General features: G+C 49.4%; 13 protein-coding genes. 10 read left to right on the top strand and 3 right to left on the bottom strand.

The genetic code is table 11. The annotated features are described in order from the left end of the window. Positions 1-48 precede the first annotated feature (48 nt). The 3 genes from AC1RVX_RS25650 (at position 49) to AC1RVX_RS25640 (ending at position 5,692) form a co-directional block, all read left to right on the top strand. Positions 49-951: a M48 family metallopeptidase gene (locus AC1RVX_RS25650; RefSeq protein WP_493219417.1), complete on the top strand. Its 903-nt coding sequence runs from the start codon at positions 49-51 to the stop codon at positions 949-951. Positions 952-1,483: 532 nt separating this feature from the next. Further along, entirely contained in the window at positions 1,484-3,868 is a 2,385-nt protein-coding gene (locus AC1RVX_RS25645) for a TonB-dependent receptor (protein ID WP_493219416.1), read from the top strand. A gap of 111 nt (positions 3,869-3,979) precedes the next feature. Next, positions 3,980-5,692: a bifunctional metallophosphatase/5'-nucleotidase gene (locus AC1RVX_RS25640; protein WP_493219415.1), complete on the top strand. Its 1,713-nt coding sequence runs from the start codon at positions 3,980-3,982 to the stop codon at positions 5,690-5,692. Positions 5,693-5,761: 69 nt separating this feature from the next. Here the strand turns inward: AC1RVX_RS25640 and AC1RVX_RS25635 are convergent, their stop codons facing one another. After that, complete coding sequence (locus AC1RVX_RS25635; RefSeq protein WP_493219414.1) at positions 5,762-6,535, bottom strand: exodeoxyribonuclease III; 774 nt, start codon at positions 6,533-6,535, stop codon at positions 5,762-5,764. Positions 6,536-6,668: 133 nt separating this feature from the next. Between AC1RVX_RS25635 and AC1RVX_RS25630 the strand changes: the two genes are divergently transcribed. The 7 genes from AC1RVX_RS25630 to AC1RVX_RS25600 all read left to right on the top strand — a co-directional run bounded on the left by AC1RVX_RS25630 (position 6,669) and on the right by AC1RVX_RS25600 (position 15,248). Continuing rightward, positions 6,669-6,950, top strand: a complete 282-nt coding sequence (locus AC1RVX_RS25630; RefSeq protein WP_493219413.1) for a hypothetical protein — start codon at positions 6,669-6,671, stop codon at positions 6,948-6,950. A gap of 13 nt (positions 6,951-6,963) precedes the next feature. Beyond that, positions 6,964-9,978, top strand: a complete 3,015-nt coding sequence (locus AC1RVX_RS25625) for a glycosyltransferase (protein ID WP_493219412.1) — start codon at positions 6,964-6,966, stop codon at positions 9,976-9,978. Positions 9,979-10,050: 72 nt separating this feature from the next. Then, positions 10,051-10,716, top strand: a complete 666-nt coding sequence (pyrE, locus tag AC1RVX_RS25620) for an orotate phosphoribosyltransferase (protein WP_493219411.1) — start codon at positions 10,051-10,053, stop codon at positions 10,714-10,716. Positions 10,717-10,972: 256 nt separating this feature from the next. Then, positions 10,973-12,010 carry a GDP-mannose 4,6-dehydratase gene (gene gmd, locus AC1RVX_RS25615; protein ID WP_493219410.1) on the top strand — a complete coding sequence of 346 codons (1,038 nt, stop codon included), beginning with the start codon at positions 10,973-10,975 and terminating at the stop codon, positions 12,008-12,010. An 8-nt stretch (positions 12,011-12,018) separates the two neighbouring features. Further along, a complete protein-coding gene (locus AC1RVX_RS25610; protein WP_493219545.1) occupies positions 12,019-12,915 on the top strand; it encodes a GDP-mannose 4,6-dehydratase in 897 nt (298 codons plus the stop codon). Then, positions 12,912-14,111 carry a glycosyltransferase family 4 protein gene (locus AC1RVX_RS25605; protein WP_493219409.1) on the top strand — a complete coding sequence of 400 codons (1,200 nt, stop codon included), beginning with the start codon at positions 12,912-12,914 and terminating at the stop codon, positions 14,109-14,111. The genes AC1RVX_RS25610 and AC1RVX_RS25605 overlap by 4 nt, the downstream gene beginning before the upstream one ends. Positions 14,112-14,123: 12 nt before the next feature. After that, complete coding sequence (locus AC1RVX_RS25600; RefSeq protein WP_493219408.1) at positions 14,124-15,248, top strand: glycosyltransferase family 4 protein; 1,125 nt, start codon at positions 14,124-14,126, stop codon at positions 15,246-15,248. A gap of 17 nt (positions 15,249-15,265) precedes the next feature. Here AC1RVX_RS25600 and AC1RVX_RS25595 read toward each other — a convergent pair whose 3' ends face one another. Beyond that, entirely contained in the window at positions 15,266-16,540 is a 1,275-nt protein-coding gene (locus tag AC1RVX_RS25595) for an ABC transporter ATP-binding protein (RefSeq protein WP_493219407.1), read from the bottom strand. Further along, a complete protein-coding gene (locus AC1RVX_RS25590) occupies positions 16,537-17,331 on the bottom strand; it encodes an ABC transporter permease (RefSeq protein ID WP_493219406.1) in 795 nt (264 codons plus the stop codon). The genes AC1RVX_RS25595 and AC1RVX_RS25590 overlap by 4 nt, the downstream gene beginning before the upstream one ends. Between the last annotated feature and the right edge of the window lie 18 nt (positions 17,332-17,349).

The raw sequence follows: 17,349 nt of genomic DNA, 5'->3' as shown, positions 1-17,349 counted from the left end.
TCATTTTACGACTTAGATATTACACACATATTGAATGCCAAACCCGCCATGAAACTGACCTGTATCGCTATCGTTTTTTCCAGCCTGTTTGGCATGGCCAGTCTTGGCTTCGCCAGCGACAGTGAGCCGCAAGATGGCGTCAAAGTGGGCAATATGTCCATCATGCGCAAACTGGCACCGACCGGCGCACTGGAACAGCAGGCTGCCGCCCAATATGCACAGACCATGCAACAGGCACAAAACCAGCGTGCCCTGGGGCCATCCGATAATCCTCAGGTTATACGTCTACGTGCCATTGCAGACCGCATCATTCCACATGCCCTTAAATGGAATGAACGCTCAAAGCAATGGAAATGGGAAATTAACCTGATCGGGTCCAAGCAAATTAATGCGTATTGCATGCCCGGTGGCAAAATCGCGTTTTATACCGGCATACTTGATACGCTTAAGCTGACCGACGATGAGGTCGCGATCGTCATGGGACATGAAATTGCCCATGCCTTGCGTGAACATGGGGCCGAACGGGCAGGCAAGGCCATGGCGGCCAACGTGTTCGTCCGCGGCGTTGAAATATTTGCCCACGCCAAAGGCTACGATCCCAATCTTGCAGGCGGTATTGCCGGTGGTGCGGCTAAATTTGGCATGCTGGCATTTTCCAGGGCAGATGAAACCGAAGCCGATATTGTTGGCCTGGATATTGCCGCCCGTGCCGGTTTTGATCCACGTGCTGGCATAACCCTGTGGCAAAAAATGGGCATGGTTAATAAAAGTGCACCGCCACAATGGTTGTCTACCCACCCTGCGGGACCTAGTCGTATCGCTGAAATTCAGCGTCATTTTCCTGAAGTCATGCCCTTGTACGCGCATGCAAAGGGTGTCAGCATCAGTTCGCTGCCACCATATCAAACGAATGTGAAGGGTATCGCACCCGTACTATATTCGGCAAAATAAGCATAAAACTGGCAAATAAAATTACTATTAAGGCAATTTGTGGCGCAATTGTGACAGTTTATTGCCGCCAAAACCACTTTGTCATCATCCTTTCATAATTGAATGTGACACTCTGCAAGTTCAAAATTTTATGTGATAGACTATTTTCACATATCAAAGTATCTGATCAACCGACCATTTGCCAAGGCATTTGCTCAAGTTTAAAAGATGTCATTAGGAGATAGGCGCACTGTAATAAGTCCGTCTGTTTTTTGCTCAGAAATAGCAATCGTTTGCGCAGTTCGGGATTTTTTATTTTCCAGAAAAGCAATCGTTTGCGCGGCTGGATGTGACGGTACAATATTTCTAATGTGACATGTAATGGCAGATGAGTGTTGTGAAATTACAACCAGTTACAAAAAAAAGCCAAAAAATTTGGCACAAAAATGAGCTGTATAGGGGATGTCATCAGGCAGTTGTGATGGCGCGAGATGATGAACGGGGTTTTGCACTATTTTTTTATTTCCATTTGTAAAATGATTCGGGAGCTTCAATGAAACAATCTAACAAATCGTCCGTATTTCCATCGCGTTTGTCGATGGTAGCGATCGCGTGCCAATTGGCATGCCTGACCATGTCCTCTGCATATGCCCAACAGACAGAGTCAAATGAGCAGCCAGATGCAAATCGCATCACGATTACTGGCAAGAAGGTCGGTATGGGTTTGATGGTGCAAGAAAATGCGCCGAAAGCACGCAGTACCATCACTGCTGAAGAATTGGCCAAACAGCGTCCCACAGGCAATGCCTATGAAGCGCTGGAATTGATGCCTGCGGTCAATAGTTTTAACTATGACGCAACCGGCTTGTTTGGTGGCGGTTTGACCTTGCGTGGTTTTAACAGCGACCAGATCGGCGCGACGATCAATGGCGTTCCTGTCAATGACTCAGGCAGCTTCTCTGTATTCCCGCAAGAATTTGTGGATCAGGAAAATACCTGTACTCAATTCGTGACTCAAGGTTCGACTGATGTTGATTCCCCACAAATTGGTGCAACTGGTGGTAACTTTGGTATCGTGACTTGCGATCCAAACAAGGAAAAACGTTTCCGCGTCATGCAAACAGTGGGTGGTTTGAAACTGTCCAAAACTTATATGCGTTACGACACTGGCCTGTGGTCTGATGGCATTTCCCGTTTCTTCATTTCTGCTTCCCACGCGCAAGCAGACAAATGGAAGGGTGAAGGCGGTGCTGACCGTAATCACATTGATACAGGTTACCGCATCGATTTCGACAAGTTCAATTCCATCAATGCCATCCTGTTATATAACCGTGCCATCAATCAGAACATCAGTACGTTCAACCTGGCTGACCTGGCAAAAAATGGTTATTACTATGACTATTCGACCACGTTCATTGGTCATGTCACACCAACCAAAGGCAAGGCTGACAATGATCCTAGCCAGGCTAATGCAGACACTTACTATCAGCTGACAAAAAATCCGTTTGAAAATGCGATTTTCTCTGTTACTGGTAAATTCCGTATCGGCGAAAATACGGATGTCAAAGTCATTCCTTATTACTGGTACGGTTATGGTACAGGCGGTGTGCAACAACGTCTGCAATCCGAATCTGCATTCCTGAATCAAACTACAGGCAAACTGACCGCAGGCGTTGATCTGAACGGTGACGGTGATACCCTGGATAAAGTAATTGTCGCCAATAGCAGCGTGACACGTACTAACCGTCCAGGTATGACGGCCTCTGTCGTTCATACTATCGACAATCACCAGATTTTGGCTGGCGTCTGGTATGAGCGTGCAACACACGAACAATTCGGCCCCATGGTCGCAGTTGATGCCAACGGTAACGCTGCTGACATCTGGTTGAGAGATGGCCGTATTACCCGCCCGGATGGTACTCCTTTCCAAAGCCGTGACTGGAAAACCATTAGTACTGCTTACCAGTTCTCTTTGCAAGACACAATTAGTCTGTTGAACGACAAGCTGAGCATCAACATAGGCTTGCGTGTGCCAACCATGAAACGTAACTTCACCAACTATGCGAATGAAGGTACTAATTCGGGCGTCACTTACAATATTGAACGTACCTATACCAAAGCATTGCCGCAATTGGGTGTGCGCTACCAGATTGATAACAACAATCAGATATTTTCGAGCTTGGCGCGCAATATGAAGGTGCCGCCAAACTTTGTCTACGCAACAACAAACAATGCCAAGATCAATCCTGATGGCAGTATAGGTTTTGCAGAAGTACCTCCGGAAACTTCCTACAATTTCGATTTGGGTTATCGCTTGCAAAGCGACATGTTGACTGCTTCAGCCACAGTTTACAATGTGAATTTTACAGATCGCCAGGCAACTGCTTATGATCCGGTCTCTAACCAAACCTCGGTTACTAATATCGGTAAAGTAAAAACCAAGGGCTTCGAAGTTGAATTGGGTAATACACCTGTGAATGGCTGGTCTTTCTATGGTTCCGTTGGTTACGCGAAGAGCGAAATTCAGGATGATTTGCAAGCGGGCAAAGGTATCTATCTTCCAACATCTGGCAAGCAAATGACGTTGACACCAGAATGGAAAGCCGGTCTGAGCGCACAGTATGAAACAGCTGTCTGGTATACACGTTTGAAAATGAAGTACACAGGTGGTCAATTTGCAACCATGACGAATGATGAATTCGTTCCAAGCTACACATTGTTGGGCTTTGATGCAGGTTATCAATTCCCGAACACCGGCTGGATGAAAAAACCAACAATTCGCCTGAGTGTCAGCAATATCACTAATGAAAAGTATCGTAACCCTTCCAGTTTCAACGTCACCAATGCAACCGCCTATCCTGGCGTTACAGCAAAAGGTGTGTTCTACTATCTGGGTGCACCACGCTTTACTTCAGTGACTTTCCAGGCAGATTTCTAATCTGATGGTATGACCTGGTGAATCATTTTCTTACCGGTATACGGAGTTAATGCTGGCCTGCAACAAGCTTTCTTGTTGCAGGCCTTTTTCTTTGGTTTTAAAGATAAGTGTATGCAAAAAAGTAAGATTATTAGCTTGTTGTTGACAGTATCACTTTTCACTGCCTGTGCCAGCCCCGACATGGCTGGCAAGAGTGCTACGACTGACATCACTATTTTCAGCATCAACGATTTCCACGGCAATCTGCAGGCAAGTCAGCCCGTGCCCTATATGGCGACGAAGGTCGACCCGGCACATCCTGGCGAAAAAATTTCCGTACCCGCCGGTGGTTACGCCTACCTCAGCAGCAAGTTGAGTGAGCGACGCAAGGCTGTTGCAAACAGTATTCTGGTGGGTGCGGGTGATTTGATCGGTGCTTCACCCATGGGTTCGGCTTTGATGAAGGATGAACCAGTGATCGAGGCCATGAACTGGCTGGAAATGGCCGCAACAGCCATAGGTAATCATGAATTTGATAATGGCACCGTTGATCTGATGCGTAAGATCAATGGTAATTGCCCGGCGACTGGTTGTGCTTATCAGGGATTCAGCGGTGCCCACTTTACTTATCTTGGAGCGAATGTATATGAGCAGGGTAGCAGCAAGCCCTGGTTGACGCCTTATGTCATTCGTCAGGTGGGTGATGTAAAAGTCGGTTTTATCGGTGCCGTGACATCGGATGTGCCGAATCTGGTGGCGGGTGACGCCGTTAAACATTTACGCTTTGAAGATGAGGCTACTGCCATTAATCGCTATGTCCCGGAATTGCAAAAACAGGGTGTTGCCGCGATTGTGGTATTGATACACGAAGGTGCCACTTACAAAGGTGCAGAAACCGACCCGACCTATCGCTGCGAGGGTTTGCAAGGTCCGATCATAGCTATCAGTAAAAAACTGGACAAGGCGATCAGCCTGGTGGTGTCCGGACATTCGCATCAGGGATACACCTGCAAGATTGATGGGCGACTGGTGGTGCAGGGGCGTAGTTACGGTTCATTTTTGACGGAATCTACACTGACGATAGATCGCAACACCAATACCGTGATCAGGGCTGTAGCGGTAAATCATCTCATCGATCAGCAAATCCTGAAGCCGGACCCGGCAGCACAAGTGTTGGTGGATCTGGTGGCAAATCAGACTGCAGGCTTGCGTCAGCGTCCCATTATGAACCTGAGCGCCCCTCTGTTACGTTCTGCAGAAGGCAACACTTTTGACAGCAGCCTGGGTAACATCATTGCTGATGCCCAATTGCATCAAGGGCAGCACATGGGCGGGGCCGATATTTCATTCATGAATGCAGGTGGCATTCGCAGTGATGTACCGTCTGGCAAGCCACAGGGAGCTGTCGCCGTCAGTTATGGCGATTTGTATGCGGCCCAGCCGTTTGGTAACAATCTGGTACGCATGCGTCTCAGCGGTAGTCAGATTCTTGGCTTGCTGCAGCAGCAGTGGGATGGGCGCAGCGTTGATGACCCGAAAAAGCTGTTTGTATCCCATACGATCACCTATAGTTGGGACCCGCAGGCAGCAGTGGAAAAACGAGTCAACAACGTGTTGATCAAAGGCAAACCCCTGGATATGAATCAACACTACCTGGTGGTAGTGAACAGTTTCCTGGCAGATGGCGGAGATGGTTTCACCATACTAAAGCAGGGTAAGGACCGCGAAATTATTGGTCGTGACCTGGAGGCTTTTGAGTCTTATGTGCGCGAGCAGGGTGCCAAGTTGAGTGAAGTCAGACACGACCGTGTAAAGCGCTTGCCTGGTAGCGAGACCAAGCCCTGAATGAACTTTGAATCGCAGCCCTGTGCTTACCGGGCTGTGATTCGGGTCACGACAATGCTCAGTACATGCTTATTTATAGTGGATGATCAAGGGGGCATGGTCAGAGAAGCGCTGTTCCTTATAGATAGATGCGGTGTGGGCTTTCTTCCCTATGCCACTGGTGGCGACGTGGTAATCGATACGCCAACCGACATTGTTGGCCCAGGCCTGACCACGATTACTCCACCATGTATACGCGTCACCGGTAGTTTCAGGATGCAGGTGACGATATACGTCCAGCCAGCCTTGCTCGTCAAACAGACGCGTCATCCAGGCGCGCTCTTCTGGTAAGAAGCCGGAATTTTTTTGATTGCTTTTCCAGTTCTTCAAGTCGATTTCTTTGTGGGCGATATTCCAGTCGCCGCAGATGATGATTTCCCTGCCTTCGGCTATCAATGCCTGCAGGTGGGGGAAGAAGGCATCCATGAAGCGGAATTTTGCCTCTTGCCTTTCTGGTGAAGACGAGCCAGACGGACAATACAGGGAAATGACGGATAATTTACCAAAATCACAGCGCACGTAACGACCCTCGGCATCAAATTCTGGACAGCCGAAGCCTATCATTACTGCATCAGGCTCTTTTTTACTGTAAACACCTACGCCTGAATACCCTTTTTTCTCAGCATAGTGAAAATGGCCGTGATATCCATGTGGATTCAAAAAGTCAGGCGTCATGTCTGCTTCCTGGGCTTTCAGCTCCTGCACGCAGACGACATCCGGCTTTTCTTTTTCCATCCATTCAAAAAAGCCTTTTTTGGCGGCTGAACGTATGCCATTGAGATTGGCAGAGATAATCTTGGTCATGATGAGTGTGGGCTCCAGATGAGAAGTGAAAAGCATACCAGATGCCAGTGCTTCTTGTTAGCTTGGGTGGTGGCTTGGGCCGATGGTTTATACTGCCAGATCAATTATGTAAGATTTTAGAATGCTGATGACCATGAATGAAGATCAACTACGTGCAGAACTGGAGGCAGTGTATGCCAGTTCTTCCTGGAAAATCACTGCTCCGTTACGGTATATTGTCCTGTTGCTCAAAAGAGGTGGCTTGTCCAGACTGCATACGGACGTACGTGCATTGATCAGGAAGTTGCTGGTATCCGCCCCAGTAGTTGTCCCGGAACTACCAGAAATCAAGCCAGACCGTCTGAGTCAGGATGGAAAACGGCTGCTGAATGAACTGCAGAGCCGTATTCACAGCAATCAGCACATGAAATTCTGACCCATCCCCCATCATGCGTATTCTCATTGATTTACAAGCCTGCCAGTCAACTGGTAGCCGAAACCGTGGCATTGGCCGTTATTCACTCGCATTGGCCAAAGCGATGGCACGCAATGCCGGTCAGCATGAACTATGGATGACGCTGAGTGGTCTGTTTCCTGAGACCATACAGCCATTGCGCACTGCCTTCGCTGACATGATCCCACAAGAACGGATTATTACCTGGAGCGCCCCCGGGCCTGTCGCGGAGCTGGTACCCGATAATTACTGGCGCAGTTGTGCGGCTGAATTGCTGAGAGAGCAAGCCCTGACCGCTTTGCGTCCAGATTTTGTTCATGTTACCAGTCTGTTTGAAGGCTCGGGCGATGATGCTGTTTCCAGTGTTTCTGTATCAGGCGAACACTTGCCAACGGCAGTCACTCTATATGACCTTATACCGCTGGTTTACGCGAAGCAGTATTTGCAACAGCCGGACCAGCGTGCCTGGTACTACCGCAAGCTGGCCAGTTTGAAACGTTCAGATTTATTGCTGGCGATTTCCGAATCTTCCCGGCAGGAAGGCATTAATCTGCTGCAATTGCCTCCTGAACGTGTGGTCAACATTTCATCCGCCGTGGATGAACATTTTCAGTTGCGCACCTGTGACGATGGAACGATGCAATCCCTACGTCAGCGTTATGGTCTCAGACGCAGTTTCATCATGTATACCGGTGGCATAGATTTGCGCAAAAATATCGATGGTCTGATATATGCCTATGCCGGTTTGTCGCCAGCTTTGCGTCAGCAGCATCAACTTGCCATTGTATGTAGTGTGCAGGATGCAGATCGTCAGCGCATTGCGGCGCTGGCAAAACAACTGAATCTCGCTGACGATGACATTGTTTTGACTGGTTTTGTTCCAGATGCAGATTTGCCCTTGCTGTACCAGGACTGTCAGCTATTTGTGTTCCCTTCATGGCACGAGGGTTTTGGTTTGCCGGCACTGGAAGCCATGTCTTGCGGTGTTCCAGTCATCGCTGCCAATACCAGCAGCCTGCCGGAAGTATTGGGCTGTCCTGATGCCTTGTTCAATCCAAGAGATACGCAAGCCATCACGGCAAAAATTACCCAGGTACTGGAACAACCGGAATTTGCTGCCTACTTGCGTCAGCATGGCTTGGCACAATCAAAAAAATTCTCATGGGATGCTTCTGCCAAAAGAGCGATTGCTGCATTTGAAGCCAGCCACGCTGAACAAAAGCAAAAAGCAGCTGCAAAAGTGCATATTTGCCTGCCACCAACCAAGCCACGGCTTGCCTATATCTCGCCGCTGCCACCGGTGGCGTCAGGAATAGCCAATTACAGTGCCGATTTGCTGCCTGAACTGGCTGATTATTACGATATCACTCTCATTACTGATCAGGATGAAATTGATGCACCCTGGTTGGTCGCTAATTTTTCTGTGCGTGATGGCGCATGGTTTAGTGAGCATGCGACCAGATTTGATCGTGTGCTGTATCACTTCGGTAATTCGCCTGCACATGCTTTCATGTATGCCCTGTTTGATCATTACCCTGGAATTGTTGTGCTGCATGATTACTTCCTGGGCGATTCGCTGGCACATCTTGAGTTAAGTCTGCAAATGCCAGGATTATGGACGCGTCATATGTACCAGTCGCATGGATATGCAGCTCTGCTGGAGCGTCGCGATAGTGCCGATCTGGTTGCCATGATTCGCAAATATCCATGTAGTGGCAATATCCTGGACCGTGCCGAAGGGGTCATTGTTCATTCCAACTATGCCCAAACATTAGCGAAAATCTGGAGCAAAGGCTGGCAGGCCAGCCAATGGCAACAGGTGCCATTGCTGCGCCGTATACCGGGGCAACTGGATCGTGAACTGGCACGCGCTGAACTGGGGCTGGATGAACAGGCTTTTGTCGTGTGTACTTTTGGTATGCTGGGTGAAACCAAACTCAATCATATGTTGCTGGATACCTGGCTCAATTCGGCACTGAAAGAAGATGTACGTTGTCATCTTATTTTTGTTGGTAAAAATGATGAAGGTGAATATGGTGCACAGCTACAGGAACGTATAACCGCCAGTGGAGCCAGTGAGAGGATACGTATTACTGGCTTCACCGATACCGAACTGTTTGATCATTATTTGCAAGCTGCAGATGTCGCCGTACAGTTGCGGGCGTTTTCACGCGGTGAAACATCGGCTGCCGTGCTGGAATGCATGGCGTATGGCTTGCCGGTCATACTGAATCGTAACGGCGCAATGGCAGAATTGCCACAGCATACCGTACTGGCTTTGGAAGATCAGTTCAGTCAGGCTGACTTGTTGCAGGCAATAATAAGCTTGCGTAATGACGTGTCAGCACGGACTTTGATGGGGCAGAGGGCCCGTCAGCTTGTGCAGCAAGAACACCCGCCAAGTCTGGTTGCCAGATTGTATGCGGAAGCCATAGAAGAATTTTCTGCTACCGAACCGGCTGCACGCATGCATAGAACCATGGCGGCCATTGCCAGTGTCGCACCGGTATCGCCATCAAACGTGATCATTTCAGGAGAAATACCCCTGAACGACATACTGGAATGCGCACGTCATCTTGCCGGCAATGTGGTGCGGCCAGGTAAGCGCCAGGTCATGCTCGATGTGAGTGCCTGGAGCCAGGATCAACATGCCTTGCCAATTTGCCTGAAACTTGCGCTTGAACGGCTTATTATTAAACGGCAAGACCTGCGTTTCGAAACAGTATTTTATTCAGGCAGCGACTTTTGTTACGCCAGATCCTGGACTTTTGAGCAGTTTGGTTTCACAAATTCTGCGTTGACAGACGATATTGTGGCAATCCGTGCCGGAGATTTGTATCTTGATTTATCCGCTTGTAAAGATTTGCAAGTTGCCTTGATGCAAATAAGGCAGCTTGGTGTGGATTGTCACTCTATTTCCCAGCAAAAGCTGTTAAATGTGCATGATGAAGTTGCGATAGAAGAACTCATGACAGAGTTTTTACTGGTTTTGCCGCCGGAAACTGACTAAATCGTGGCATTTCCCCATGTTATGCTGTAGGTCTTGGGGAAATTAGCAGTTATTGAAGAAATAGAGGTTATTTTGAGCACTTTAAGACAAGAATTTATACAATTTTCAGTGGAAGCAGGGGTCATACGCTTTGGGGAGTTTGTCACCAAAGCGGGGCGTACTTCACCTTACTTCTTTAATGCCGGCTTGTTTAATGACGGGGCCAATCTGGGGCGCATCGCTGATTTTTATGCGCAGACCTTGCTCGATTCAGGAATAGAATTTGACATGCTGTTTGGTCCTGCCTACAAGGGCATTACCCTGGCTTCAGCGACAGCGGTCGCGCTTGCACGCAAGGGTAGAAACGTGCCATTCGCCTACAACCGCAAGGAAGCGAAAGATCACGGCGAAGGTGGAAATATTGTTGGTGCGAAACTGGAAGGCAAAGTCGTCATCATTGATGATGTCATTTCTGCCGGGACATCGGTGCGCGAGTCTGTGGAGATCATACGCCATGCGGGCGCTACCCCATGCGCTGTCCTGATTGCACTTGACCGTATGGAGCGTTCAGGCAAGGATGATGCTCTGTCTGCCCATTCTGCGGCGCAGGAAGTAAGCCAGTCATATGGTATGCCGGTCGCCGCCATTGCAAACCTGAATGATTTATTTGATTATTTGTCTATAGTCGGCGCTGGTGAAGAATTATCACAATACAAACCAGCAGTTGAAAATTATCGAAAACGCTACGGCGCAGTCTGATTGACGGCCTGAATACCAGTTTTACTTGAGTCAATAAAAGGTGTTTTTCGTTCGTGTTTGTCGAAATAATAATATTAAAACAATATCACTTACAAGCACTTGCATTAATTTTCCGCAGTGCGGCGAACACTCATTGTATACTGGGCAACTGTGGATAAATTGTGACCGCTATCACAGATGATTTAATACGGGCGGTCCATTATCTGATTAGAAAAAAGAATGTTGAATGTTCGCTGCTGCGAAGAGGTTTTTTTGAATGAGTAAAAAAGCGTTAATCACTGGTATTACTGGTCAGGATGGAGCCTATCTGGCTCAGTTGCTGCTGGAAAAAGGCTATACCGTCTACGGTACATACCGGCGTACCAGTTCAGTCAATTTTTGGCGCATAGAAGAGTTGGGTATTGACTCACATCCGTCGTTGAACCTGGTTGAATATGATCTGACCGATTTGTCGGCCAGCATACGTTTATTGCAAAGCACGGGTGTCACGGAAGTGTATAACCTGGCGGCCCAAAGTTTTGTTGGTGTGTCTTTTGAACAGCCGCTGACTACTACGGAAATCACAGGCATCGGCGCTTTGAATTTGCTGGAAGCGATCCGTATCGTGAATACGGAAATTCGCTTTTATCAGGCTTCGACTTCCGAGATGTTTGGCAAAGTACAAGCTGTGCCGCAGGTGGAATCTACACCGTTTTATCCGCGCAGCCCATACGGTGTTGCCAAGTTGTATGCGCACTGGATGTCGATCAATTATCGTGAATCGTATGGCATTTTTGCCTGTAGCGGCATACTGTTCAATCACGAATCGCCATTGCGTGGACGTGAATTTGTGACACGCAAAATTACTGATTCGGTTGCCAAGATCAAGCTGGGTAAGCTGGATGTGCTGGAATTGGGCAATATGGATGCCAAGCGTGACTGGGGCTTTGCCAAGGAATACGTGGAAGGCATGTGGCGCATGTTGCAGGCTGATAAGCCTGATACCTTTGTGTTGGCGACCAACCGTACCGAAACCGTACGTGATTTTGTGACCATGGCATTCAAGGCGGCAGACATACTGCTCAACTGGTCTGGTGAAGGCGAAAATGAAACCGCCAGCTGTGCAAGAAGTGGCAAGTTGCTGGTACGAGTCAATCCAAAGTTTTATCGTCCTGCGGAAGTTGAGCTGCTCATTGGTGACCCTGCCAAAGCCAAACGGGTATTGGGTTGGGAACCAAAAACAACTTTGGAAGAGTTGTGCCAGATGATGGTGGAGGCTGATTTGCGTCGTAATCAGAACGGCGCATCGTTCTGATGTCTGCGATGCCCCGCGCCCTGATTACGGGCATTAAAGGTTTTACCGGTCGTTATCTTGCGCAAGAACTGCAGGCCGCTGGTTACCACGTGTTTGGTACTACCCATGGTGCTGAATCACAAGGACAGGACAATTTTTCTGTTGACCTGTGTGACAAGCAAGGCCTGCGTCAAGTGCTGGAAGAAGTGCAGCCAGATGTGGTAGCTCACTTAGCTGCGATCTCTTTTGTCGCGCATGGCGATGCCGAAGAAATTTATCGCGTCAACATCGTCGGTACGCGCAATCTGCTCGAAGGACTTGCAGGCTTGAATAAGAAGCCGCGTGCTGTGCTGGTGGCAAGCAGCGCCAATATTTATGGCAACAGCCGTGCTGAAGTGTTGGCAGAAACTGAACCAGCCTTACCAGCCAATGATTATGCTGTCAGCAAACTGGCTGTTGAGCATGTGGCCCGGTTGTGGATGGACAAGCTGCCGATTATTGTGACCCGGCCATTCAATTACACGGGCGTTGGGCAGACTGAGAATTTCCTGTTACCAAAAATCATCAGCCATTATCGCCGCCAGGCCAGGGATATTGAATTGGGTAATCTCGATGTCGCCAGGGATTTTTCCGATGTGCGCACCGTTGCAAAGGCATATTTGCGTCTGCTGGAAAAGGCACCTGCAGGCGAAACCTTCAATATCTGTTCCGGTAATGCCTACAGCCTGAGATCGGTATTACAGATGGTGGCAGAACTGGCAGCTTACGAAATCAATGTTCATGTCAATCCGGCTTTTGTACGTGCGAATGAAGTCCACAAGCTGATAGGTAACCCGCAGCGTTTGCATGACTGCATAGGCGAATTACCTTCCATTCCTTTGCGCGACACACTTGCCTGGATGTTGCATCACAAGGACGAAGCATGAATATCGTCCTGTCCATTGAAGCAATACATCCACCTTTGGCCGGCATAGGCAGATATGCATGGGAGCTTGCTACCCGTCTGCCCCTGCAGACTCAAGTAGAATCGGTACGTTATTTGTCAGATGGTTTTTGGCGTGAGTTGCCGAGGATAGATGGGCCGACTGTCAATGGTACGGACACTGCAGTGGCAGCGCCCGTGCAAATCCCTGAAGCACTGAAGCTGAATTATAAAGGCCGCATGCGCCAACGGCTTGGCCGACTGCAAATCATTGCGCGTTTATACGGAAAGTTATTACCCATCATGGCTGGTCGTCAACTGAACAGCGTGCAAAATGGTATTTTCCACGGTCCCAATTATTTTGTACCCAAAACACGCTTGCCCAGTCTGGTTACCATCCATGATTTGTCTATCTACCGCTACCCGCAATGGCATCCCAAAGCCAGGATAGACCGCATGCGGGTGGCGATACCAGAGGCCGTACAACGCGCCAACCTGGTGTTGACCGACTCGCTGGCAACGCGCCTTGAGGTGATGCAGGAATTCAGCCTGCGTCCAGAGCAGGTGTGCGCTGTCCCGCTCGGTGTGGATGAGGTTTTTCATCCTTATACAGCAGAAGAGACAGCCCCTATATTGAAAGAATTTGGATTGCAGCCGGATGGTTACAGTTTTTTTGTCTCTACCATCGAGCCGCGCAAAAATCTTACCCATTTACTCGCGGCTTATCGCGGTCTGCCGCAACAGGTGCGTGAGCGCTGGCCGCTGGTGCTGGTTGGTGGTGAGGGATGGCAAAGCGAATCCATACACGACGATATAGAAAAGGGACAGCGTGAAGGCTGGTTAAAATATCTGGGTTTTGTTGACCAGCGATTGCTGCCTATACTGTATGCTGGCTGTCGCTTGTTTACCTATCCGTCGTGGTATGAAGGTTTTGGTTTGCCGATCGCCGAAGCGATGGCCAGTGGTGTGCCAGTATTGACTTCAAATTGTTCGTCCATGCCAGAGGTTGCTGCCGGTGCGGCCATGTTGGTAGACCCTGCCGATGTGGATTCCATACGCAATGGTTTACGACAGGCATTGGAAGATGACGAATGGCGGGCTACGGCAAAGGCACGCGGTTTGCAGCGCGCTGCAGAGCTGACCTGGGATGCCTGCGTACGCAACACGGTTGCCGCTTATCAATTGGTTCAATCCAGATAAGGACGGGGCAAAGTGAAAGTTCTGCACTTCTACCGCACTTATTACCCTGACACCTTTGGCGGTGTCGAGCAAGTCATACGCCAGATGGCGGTGGGTACGACGCGCCTGGGTGTGGAAAACGAAGTACTGACACTGACACGTGATCCGACGCGGCCTGTGATCGAATTTGAGGGGCACAAGGTATATCGTGCCCATCTGAATTTTGAAATTGCTTCTACCGGTTTTTCCTGGTCTGCACTGTCGCGCTTTGTTGAACTGGCAGGCAAGGCAGATGTGGTGCATTACCACTTCCCCTGGCCTTTCATGGATATTGCTCATTTCCTTGGGCGTATTAAAAAACCCAGTGTGGTGACCTATCATTCGGATATTGTCCGGCAGAAATTTCTACTGAAATTGTATGCGCCGCTCAAACACCAGTTCTTGCGTGACGTAGACCGTATTGTTGCCACCTCCCCCAATTATCTTGCCACCAGTCCAACCCTGGAGTTATACAAGGATAAAACCGAAGTCATTACTTATGGGCTGGACAAGAATATTTACCCAGTCCCATCGTCAGAGTTGCTGGAGCACTGGCGTCAAAAAGTAGGTGAAAAATTTTTCCTGTTTGTGGGAATGCTGCGCTACTACAAGGGCTTGCATATCTTGCTGGAAGCGGCAGCGGGTACCGGCATTCCCATCGTCATCGTCGGTGACGGTCCGGAAGAAATTGAATTGAAGCGTCAGGCTGAGAGCCTGAATCTGAAGAATGTGCATTTCCTGGGTGCCTTGCCAGAACCGGACAAAGTTGCCTTGCTGACGCTGTGTTATGCCCTGGCTTTCCCATCTCATCTGCGTTCAGAGGCATTTGGTATTTCTCTGCTGGAAGGGGCGATGTTTGGCAAGCCCATGATTTCCAGCGAGATTGGTACCGGCACGACTTATATCAATGTGGCTGGTCAAACGGGTCTGGTGGTACCACCCAGTGATCCGGCTGCATTCCGTCAAGCCATGGAATATTTGCTGGCCCACCCGCAGGAAGCGGCGCAAATGGGGCAACGCGCCCAGCAGCGCTATATGGACCTGTTTACGGCTGACAAAATGGCGAGCAATTATGCTCGCCTTTATCAACAGGTCATTGACCAGCACCAACGCAAATAGTCGTCACGAAGGGGTGACTATGAGTTGCTTGCCAACGCTGATACCGCTTCTGTCGCCTCTTGCTTATTGATCTGGAATTCACCACGCAACCAGTTGCTGCCTATGAACTGCGGATGGTCGACATTGATGACATCAAACACCAGCAGATTATCTGACCACTCATAGTTTTCATCGAGATGGGTTTCTGCCTTGGTCAGCGCTGTAGTAACTGAATAAGATCCTGGCCCCAACGGACATTCGAATGGCAGTACGATTTCCAGGGCATCTCCTGCGCGTAAGCCATGTTGCACCTGACCGGTATGCCAAGTGTTGGTGCCCCAGATGATACTACCCTGCTTGTCACGCAACATCAGACCCAGCACCAGCTCCGGGATATCGGCACGCAACAGCACTTCTGCTACCAGTTTTACTTTTTGCCCCACTTGCGCGGCAGCCAGTACCTGGTCACTATCCTGGTCGCGCAGACTCAGTTTGCTGACAGTGGCCTGGCCGGTTCCCGAACGAGTTTGCAGCCAGCCTTGCTCGTTGCGGTGTTGTTCAATTTCGAATTTTTCATTTTCTTTGCGCGCGATCATGGCATTGTAAAAATCCACGACTTCATCGGGCGCTCCCTGCTTGATGACGCAGCCTTTGTCGATCAGGATGACATGATCACATAAACTGCGCACGTCACTCATGCCGTGGGTGACCAGGATGATAGAGGTACCCTGTTCCTTGAACTGGCGTATGCGGTCAAAGCTGCGATGTTGAAAATAGCTGTCACCAACTGACAGAATTTCATCAACAATCAAGACATCCGGGCGTACGGCAGTCGCTACTGCAAACGCCAGACGTGCCTGCATGCCGCTGGAATACACGCGCAGCGGCTGGTCGAAGAAAGCACCGATTTCAGCGAAGCTTTCTATACCTGGCATCAATTGATCCAACTGTTCGCCACTAAGACCCATCAGACCGCCTGCCATATAGGCATTTTGCCGGCCAGAGAATTCAGGGTTGAAGCCCAGCCCCAGTTCCAGCATGGCGCTGATGCGTCCGCTGACCGCAATATGGCCAGTGGTAGGACGAACAGTACCGGTGATCATTTTCAGCAGTGTACTTTTACCTGCACCGTTCTGGCCAATGATGGCAACGGCTTGCCCAGCGGGTACATTGAAGCTGATATCACGGTTAGCCCAGTATTCGTAGGCGGGTTTGACTGGCAATCCTGCCCAGTGCATTAGTCGTGAAAACAGGCCGCCAAATTTGGCATAGCATTTTCCTACACCCTCGACACTCAATACAATTTGACTCATAGCGCATCCACCAGATCTGCGCTGGCACGCCGGAAAATCCAGAAAGAAAATACAAACAGACCTGATGACACCAGGAAAGGAATGAACAGATCAGTCAAGGCCGGAGCAGTGCCATACAGCATGGCATTCTGATAAATCTTGACCAGCGGTGTAATGGGATTCAGGCTCAACATGACCGCAAATCGTTTGGGCAAGGTGTCGCTCAGGTAGACCACAGGCGTAAACCAGAACCATAATTGCAGGACTATGCCCATCACCTGGCCGACATCGCGCGAAAACACATTCAGCAGGCCCAGTAAAATCCCCAGACCAAATGCAAACAGCACAATCAGCAGCATGCCTGCTGGCAGCGCCAGCCAGGCCAGTGTCGGCATATGTCCAAAGAACAGGAATACCACGGCAATCGCTGCCAGCAACAGCAGATGATTGAGCAGGGCGCTGCCACCAACGATCAACGGCAGGCACAGACGCGGAAACGCGATTTTTTTCAATGTGTTCGAATAATCGATAAAGACCGTCGTGCAGCGAGTGATGATTTCCGAAAACAGGCCCCAGGCAGACATACCCGCCATCAGATAAATGGCGTAGGCAGACTTGTTGTCGATATTTGGCATCTTGGCTGCCAGTACTTCGGACAGCACGATGGCAAAGATCGTAGCCTGCGCCAGTGGATTAAGTATCATCCACAAGGCCCCCAGTTTGCTGCGCGCAAACCGGCCCGAAAATTCGGCCTTGATGGACGACAGAATAAAGTGGCGATAGTGCCACAGTGAGATAAGTACAGCTTTCAAAACTTTGCTTTCCTTAGC

Source organism: Undibacterium sp. GW821-FHT11B02, assembly GCF_058808955.1.
Note: the sequence above shows the minus strand (reverse complement) of the source record. Positions and strands in the feature narration are given on the sequence as shown.

Coding starts and splice junctions, on each gene's coding strand:
- AC1RVX_RS25605 (WP_493219409.1), top strand. CDS start 12,912: ATGAATATCGTCCTGTCCATTGAAGCAATACATCCACCTTTGGCCGGC.
- gmd (WP_493219410.1), top strand. CDS start 10,973: ATGAGTAAAAAAGCGTTAATCACTGGTATTACTGGTCAGGATGGAGCC.
- AC1RVX_RS25650 (WP_493219417.1), top strand. CDS start 49: ATGAAACTGACCTGTATCGCTATCGTTTTTTCCAGCCTGTTTGGCATG.
- AC1RVX_RS25610 (WP_493219545.1), top strand. CDS start 12,019: ATGCCCCGCGCCCTGATTACGGGCATTAAAGGTTTTACCGGTCGTTAT.
- AC1RVX_RS25645 (WP_493219416.1), top strand. CDS start 1,484: ATGAAACAATCTAACAAATCGTCCGTATTTCCATCGCGTTTGTCGATG.
- AC1RVX_RS25630 (WP_493219413.1), top strand. CDS start 6,669: ATGAATGAAGATCAACTACGTGCAGAACTGGAGGCAGTGTATGCCAGT.
- AC1RVX_RS25625 (WP_493219412.1), top strand. CDS start 6,964: ATGCGTATTCTCATTGATTTACAAGCCTGCCAGTCAACTGGTAGCCGA.
- AC1RVX_RS25635 (WP_493219414.1), bottom strand. CDS start 6,535: ATGACCAAGATTATCTCTGCCAATCTCAATGGCATACGTTCAGCCGCC.
- AC1RVX_RS25595 (WP_493219407.1), bottom strand. CDS start 16,540: ATGAGTCAAATTGTATTGAGTGTCGAGGGTGTAGGAAAATGCTATGCC.
- AC1RVX_RS25640 (WP_493219415.1), top strand. CDS start 3,980: ATGCAAAAAAGTAAGATTATTAGCTTGTTGTTGACAGTATCACTTTTC.